This is a genomic window from Paractinoplanes deccanensis, from assembly GCF_016862115.1.
In the GTDB taxonomy this organism is placed as follows: domain Bacteria; phylum Actinomycetota; class Actinomycetes; order Mycobacteriales; family Micromonosporaceae; genus Actinoplanes; species Actinoplanes deccanensis.
This window is the reverse complement of the sequence record NZ_BOMI01000125.1, coordinates 83,107-89,138: the sequence shown is the minus strand read 5'-3', so window position 1 is coordinate 89,138 and position 6,032 is coordinate 83,107. Positions and strand designations below refer to the sequence as shown.

Genomic DNA, 6,032 nt, shown 5'->3' with positions numbered 1-6,032 from the left:
CGTCTACAACTACCCGTCGACCGGCGACGACCCGCAGTGGCACTGGCGCACGAAGTCGTACACCGACCGCCTCGGCGGTCAGACCCAGTTCGCCTACACCGACCCCGACGGCGCCCAGGGCACCACCGTCGACACCGTCGTCACGGACGCGGAGAACCACGCCACCACGTACAAACACGACGGTTACGGGCGGCCCTACCAGACCACCAACGCCAAGAACGAGACGACCAAGCTGACCTGGGACGACCAGCACAACGTGGTACGCCTCGACGAGGCGAACGGCGCCGCGGCGACCTGGTCGTACGACGTCCGGACCGGATACCCCACCGAGGTGCGGGACGCGCTCGCCGTCAAGAACAACTACCCGGGCACGGTGCTGACGTACCAGACGCAGCTGGGCGGCTACGTCGCCGACATCGCCACCAAGACCAGCCCCGAGGGCCGCAAGTGGTCCTTCTCGTACACCACCGCGGGTGACCTGGCGACGGTGACCGACCCGACCGGGGCGGTCTCGACCAACACCTACGACACCTGGGGCCGGCTGCGGACGTCGAAGGACGCCAACGGCAACGAGACGAAGTACGACGGGCACCACGCCAGCGGCTACCCCACGATCATCACCGACGCCCTGCAGAACGCCACCAAATACGCCTACGACGACCGGGGCAACGTCACGACCGTCACCGACCCGCTGCTGAAGAACACCACCCAGACGTACGACACCTTCAAACGCCCGCTCGTCAGCAAGGTGCCCAAGGACCAGAACGCCGGGCTGTTCATCACCACCCCGGCCCCGGTCTACGACGCCAACGACAACGTCACCAAGACGACGGCGCCGAACGGCGCGGTGTCGACGGCCGTCTACGACAAGGCCGACCAGCTGGTCTCCGCCACGTCGCCCGCCGACACCGCCGGCGATCCGCAGCGGACCACCAGCTACACCTACGACCGGGTCGGCAACCTGCTGACCACCACCGAGCCCCAGGGCAACCTGACCACCTCGGACGCCACCGACTACGTCACCACCAACACGTACGACGCGATCTACCAGCTCACGGCGGCGACCAACGCCAAGGGCCAGAAGATCCAGTACGAGTACGACAACGTCGGCAACCTGGTCACGGTGATCGATCCGCGCAAGAGCGCCACGGCCGACACCGCCGACTACACCAGCAAGATGGTCTACGACCTGGCGCACCGGGTGATCAAGACGATAAACGCCGCGGGCGGGTCGACCAGCGGCACCTACGACAAGGACGGCCTGGTCACCTCCGCCACCGACGAGCTCGGCAGCACGACGCTGCTCAGCTACGACGCCCGCGGATCGGTCATCGAGCAGAAGGTGCCCCGCTCCGGCAGCGGCACGTCGGTGACCTACGCGGTCACCCGCTTCGAATACGACAAGGTGGGCAACCAGACCAAGGCGATCAGCCCGCGCGGCGTCGCCACCACCGACGACCCGGACGACTTCGCGACGGTCACCGTCTACGACCAGCTCAACCGGGTCAAGGAGGAGTACACCGCCTACGACAAGGACGACAGCCGCTACACGACGCCGGACAAGACGATCTACACGTACGACAAGGTGGGCCGCCCGGAGACCCTGTCGGCGCCGCCGTCCGCCGGTCAGTCGGTGCGCAACGAGACCAAGTACACGTACTTCGACAACGGCTGGACGAAGACGTCCTCGGACCCGTGGGACATCCTCTCCACGTACGACTACAACCAGATGGGCGCGCAGACCGCCCGGACCCTGACCTCCGCGGGTGGCTCGTCCAACCGGACCATGACCTGGTCGTACTACCCGGACGGCAAGCTCAGGTCGCGGTCCGACGACGGCGTGCCCGTCGGCAAGCAGGTGGTGCTGGTCGACAACTCCGACTTCAACAACACCACCGCCACCGGCACGTGGCCGGCCGCGAACACCGCGACCGGCAAGTACGGCACCGACTACGCCACCCACGCGGCCGGCACCGGAACCAGCGCCTTCACCTGGCAGCTGAACGTGCCGCAGGCCGGCAGCTACGAGGTGTTCGCCCGGTTCCCGCAGGTCACCGGGGCGGCCACGGACGCCCGCTACACCATCGCCTACAACGGCGGCACCGTGACCAAGACCGTCAACCAGAGCACCGGCGCGGGCAGCTGGGTCAGCCTCGGCTCGTACGCCTTCGCCGAGGGCAACACCCACAAGGTCACCCTGACCGACCAGGCCGGCGGCACGGTCGTCGCCGACGCGGTCAAGCTGGTCCGGGACAACACCGCCGACGTCGACAACGAGAAGAAGGACTACACCTACAGGTATGACGCCAACGGCAACCTGAGCACCATCACGGACACCTCACCGGGCGCCCGCGTGGACAGCTACGTCGTGTCCTACACGGAGCTCAACCAGGTGGCCAAGGTCGTCGAGTCGAAGTCCGGCACGACGGTCAACACCACGTCGTTCACCTACAACGAGAACGGCGCGCCGCTGACCACCAGCCACGACAAGCAATACGCCAAGTACGAGTACGACGTGCGCGACCTCGTCGCGAAGGTGACCAACGGCAAGTCGGCCACCGACACCGACGCGAAGGCGACCACGTACACCTACACCGGCCGCGGCGAGAAGCTGCGCGAGGTGAAGGGCAACGGCAACACCGTCGACTACACGTACTACCTCGACGGCATGCTGAAGTCGCAGACGGAGAAGAAGCCGAACGGCACGCTCGTCGCCGAGTCGGCGCTCGACTACGACCTCAACGGCAACCGTACCCACGAGGTCAGCAAGAAGATGAACGCCGACAACCACGCGGCGTACCTCACCACCACCAGCGATCTCACGTACGACCCGCGGGACCGGCTGGCGAAGCTGACCAAGACGGGTGACGGGGCCGGCACCGAGACCTACATCCACGACGCCAACAACAACGTCGTCGACCAGACGGTGAAGAACGTCCGCACGACGTACAACTACGACCGCAACCGGCTCCTCACGGCAGCGACCGGCGGGGTCACGTCGACGTACAACTACGACCCGTTCGGGCGCCTCGACACGGTCACCGCGGCCGGGGTGGTGGTCGAGCGCAACGTCTACGACGGCTTCGACCACGTCGTGGAGAACCGCAAGAACAACGGCACCGGCACGGCGGTCACGAAGTACTCCTTCGACGCGCTCGACCGGACGACCACCAAGACGACCGACGCAGGCACGAGCAAGGCGAAGACCACCTCGTTCAACTACCTCGGGCTCTCCACCGAGGTGCTCGACGAGGAGGTCGCCGGCAAGCTGACGAAGTCCTACCAGTACTCGCCGTGGGGCCAGCGGCTGTCCCAGGTGACCCACAAGGACGATGGCAGCGAGGAGGACGCCTACTACGGGCACAACCCGCACACTGACGTCGAGCAGGTCACCGACGAGAGTGGCGACACCAAGGCGACGTACGGCTACACCGCGTACGGCAGCAACGACGAGTCGCAGTTCACCGGCATCGACAAGCCGGACACGGCGGACCCGACGAAGGAGGCGTACAACGTCTACCGGTTCAACGCCAAGCGGTGGGACCAGAGCTCCCAGTCGTACGACATGGGCTTCCGCGACTACAGCCCCGGCCTGAACCGGTTCCTCACCCGGGACAGCTACAACGGCGCCATGGCCGACATGAACCTCGGCCTGGACCCCTGGACGGGCAACCGGTACGCGTTCGGCGCCGGCAACCCGATCACCGCGGTGGAGAACGACGGCCACACCCCGTGCGTGGAACCGGGCGACTGCCCCGGCGGCGTCAAGCCAGCGCCGGCCACGTGGGAATGCTCCGGCCCCGCCGACTGCGAACGCGACGCCGGCAGCGGCGGCCTGATCCCGCCGTGGGACCCGCCGGCGCTGGGCGGCGGCGACTTCGAGCAGCACATCCCGTACATCCTGGAAATGGCCGCGAAGACCGGCGTCGACCCGCAGCTGCTGCTGGCGAACTACATGATGGAGGCGCACCGCTGCACCGAGATCGCGGGCAACAGCGCGTGCCGGACGATGCAGAACTTCCAGAAGAACATGACGCATCCCGGCTGGTTCCTGGTCTCACCGCTGATCCCGCTCGCCGGCTGGCTCGGCGGTCAGGGTGACGAGGCCTCCATCGGCACGGCCAACTTCGAGAAGGACATCTTCGAGAGAACAAGAGACAACACGGCAGGCGGCGCCCGCCCGGAACTGGCCGGCCGCTCCTGGGACGAACTGCTCGACGACCCGCAGCTGAACATCGCGGCGATGGCCTATCACTTGAAGGACCTGCAGGACGCCCTGCCGGCCGAGCTCAAGACGTCGTACTCGAAGAGCGAGCTGGTGCGGATGGGCTACCGGGCCGGCGAGGAGAACATGCTGCTGGTCGCGACCGGCACACCCATGGGACAGGAAAGCGTGGACAACAACAAGATCTTCATGAGCCAGTACGCTCGTGCCGGTCGATGGATCAACTACTACTACCAGAGCCAGTGCCAGACGACATGTACAGCATGAGAAACGCACGACGGATGCTCCGCGGCGGCCTCACCGCCGCCGCGGTCCTCCTCCTGACCGCAGGCTGCGTCTCGGGCAACGCCGGGGCCAGCCGGGAACTCGCCGACAGCATCAAGGTCGAGGGCTTCCGCCAGTTGGCCGAGCACCACAAGGCCGACACCACCAGGCTGGTCTTCGTGGGTCCGGCGGAGACAGACCTGTCACAGGCGGTGCAGGCGAAGGACTGGTCGCCCCAACCACCACCGTCCGGCCTGCCGGACACCACTCCCTTCGAATGGGTCCTGCAGAGCGCGGCCCGCAGCGAGGGCCACGACTGCACGGTCATGGTGCGTCGCCTACGGCCGGGCAACGAGGCGCTGGCCACCGAGCTGAACGCCGAAGAAAAACGGGAGCTGTCCGAGGGCAAGCTGAGCTACTTGGAAATCTCCAGCGTTTGCATGGATGCCGCTTAGTGCAGGCGGAGGTGACCGGACCCGTCCGGTCACCTCGCCGCTCGGGGGTCGAGTTCCGGACCTCACAACGGAGGCAACCGCCGGTGATCGACGCGACTCGCGAGCTGAGCCGGTACAGCGGGCGGGGGCTGACCTTGCTGGCCGCGATGCGTGGCAGGCGTGGTTCTCGTCATCCGCTCTATGACGTCGCGGGATCCATCCTCTTCCTCGCGCACGAATCCGGTGTCCGCACGAGGCGACTGGCTTGATGCGGCGTCGCCCTCCGGAAGCGAAAGCGCAGGTTCGAATCCTGCCAGGGCACGAGTCTGGAGTCCTCTACCCGCTGAGGTGCGCGGGTTGGGACTCGTGCTTTTTGCCCTGCGGGTCCGAGCCTGAGACTTCACGCCATGGGGAGGTCCCCGCGGTCGGCGCACCGCTTCCGCGGCGGCTTTCGTTCGGGCCAGGATGGGGCCTTTCCGGAGCGCGACGTCTGAGGTTTCGCCCGTGGGGCGGCCAGGGCTGACGCCTATTCGAACCGGCTGCGGTCCTTCGGCTCGGCCGGAACGGAGAGCGGTATGGGCGGTCCCAGGCCTTTCGGCCCGGGACCAGCGTCGAATGTCAACGGCGCATCGGCTCGTCAGAGATGAAGGTTTTGCAGGAGGTCCAGGAACCTCGCCATCGCCTCGGGGTGCTCGACCGCCACATAAGCGCGGATTGTTTCTTGGACGAGAAGGCTGGTGACGCCGGCGACAGCGCCGTACACCAGCGGGTGGGGGCGGTGCGCCGGCAGGCCCTTCAGGAGCTGCCGCTCGCGGCGGCGCCTACGCAACAGGTCTCGAACCTGCTGACGTAAACGGTCTGCCGCGGGTGGAATGCGTGACAGGAACACAGTGTCCTCCGGCCACTGACATCCGCCGACCCGGAAGGCGGAATCAGTAGCGAAGGTCTCGAATGGGAAGCAGCCGGGTACGGCTACTTGGCCTCCATTGCGAGAGGCGCGCTGATCGCGCGACGACCACTCCAGGCCGGCAGTGCCGGTAGGAGGGCGGACAGGAAGGCGACCCCTGTCTGGACCGTCGTGGTGAGGATCCGGAGGATGGTCAACCAAC

The 6,032-nt window shown here is 66.8% G+C and carries 3 protein-coding genes; all 3 read left to right on the top strand.

The window, feature by feature from the left end:
* On the top strand, window positions 1–4,492 hold a 4,492-nt coding region (locus Ade02nite_RS31740), incomplete at its 5' end, for a golvesin C-terminal-like domain-containing protein (RefSeq protein WP_203771922.1).
* 14 nt (window positions 4,493–4,506) lie between these two features.
* Complete coding sequence (locus Ade02nite_RS31735) at window positions 4,507–4,944, top strand: hypothetical protein (RefSeq protein WP_203771920.1); 438 nt, start codon at window positions 4,507–4,509, stop codon at window positions 4,942–4,944.
* Between the two features lie 700 nt (window positions 4,945–5,644).
* Window positions 5,645–5,776, top strand: a complete 132-nt coding sequence (locus Ade02nite_RS50410) for a hypothetical protein (protein ID WP_275409958.1) — start codon at window positions 5,645–5,647, stop codon at window positions 5,774–5,776.
* Window positions 5,777–6,032 lie beyond the last annotated feature (256 nt).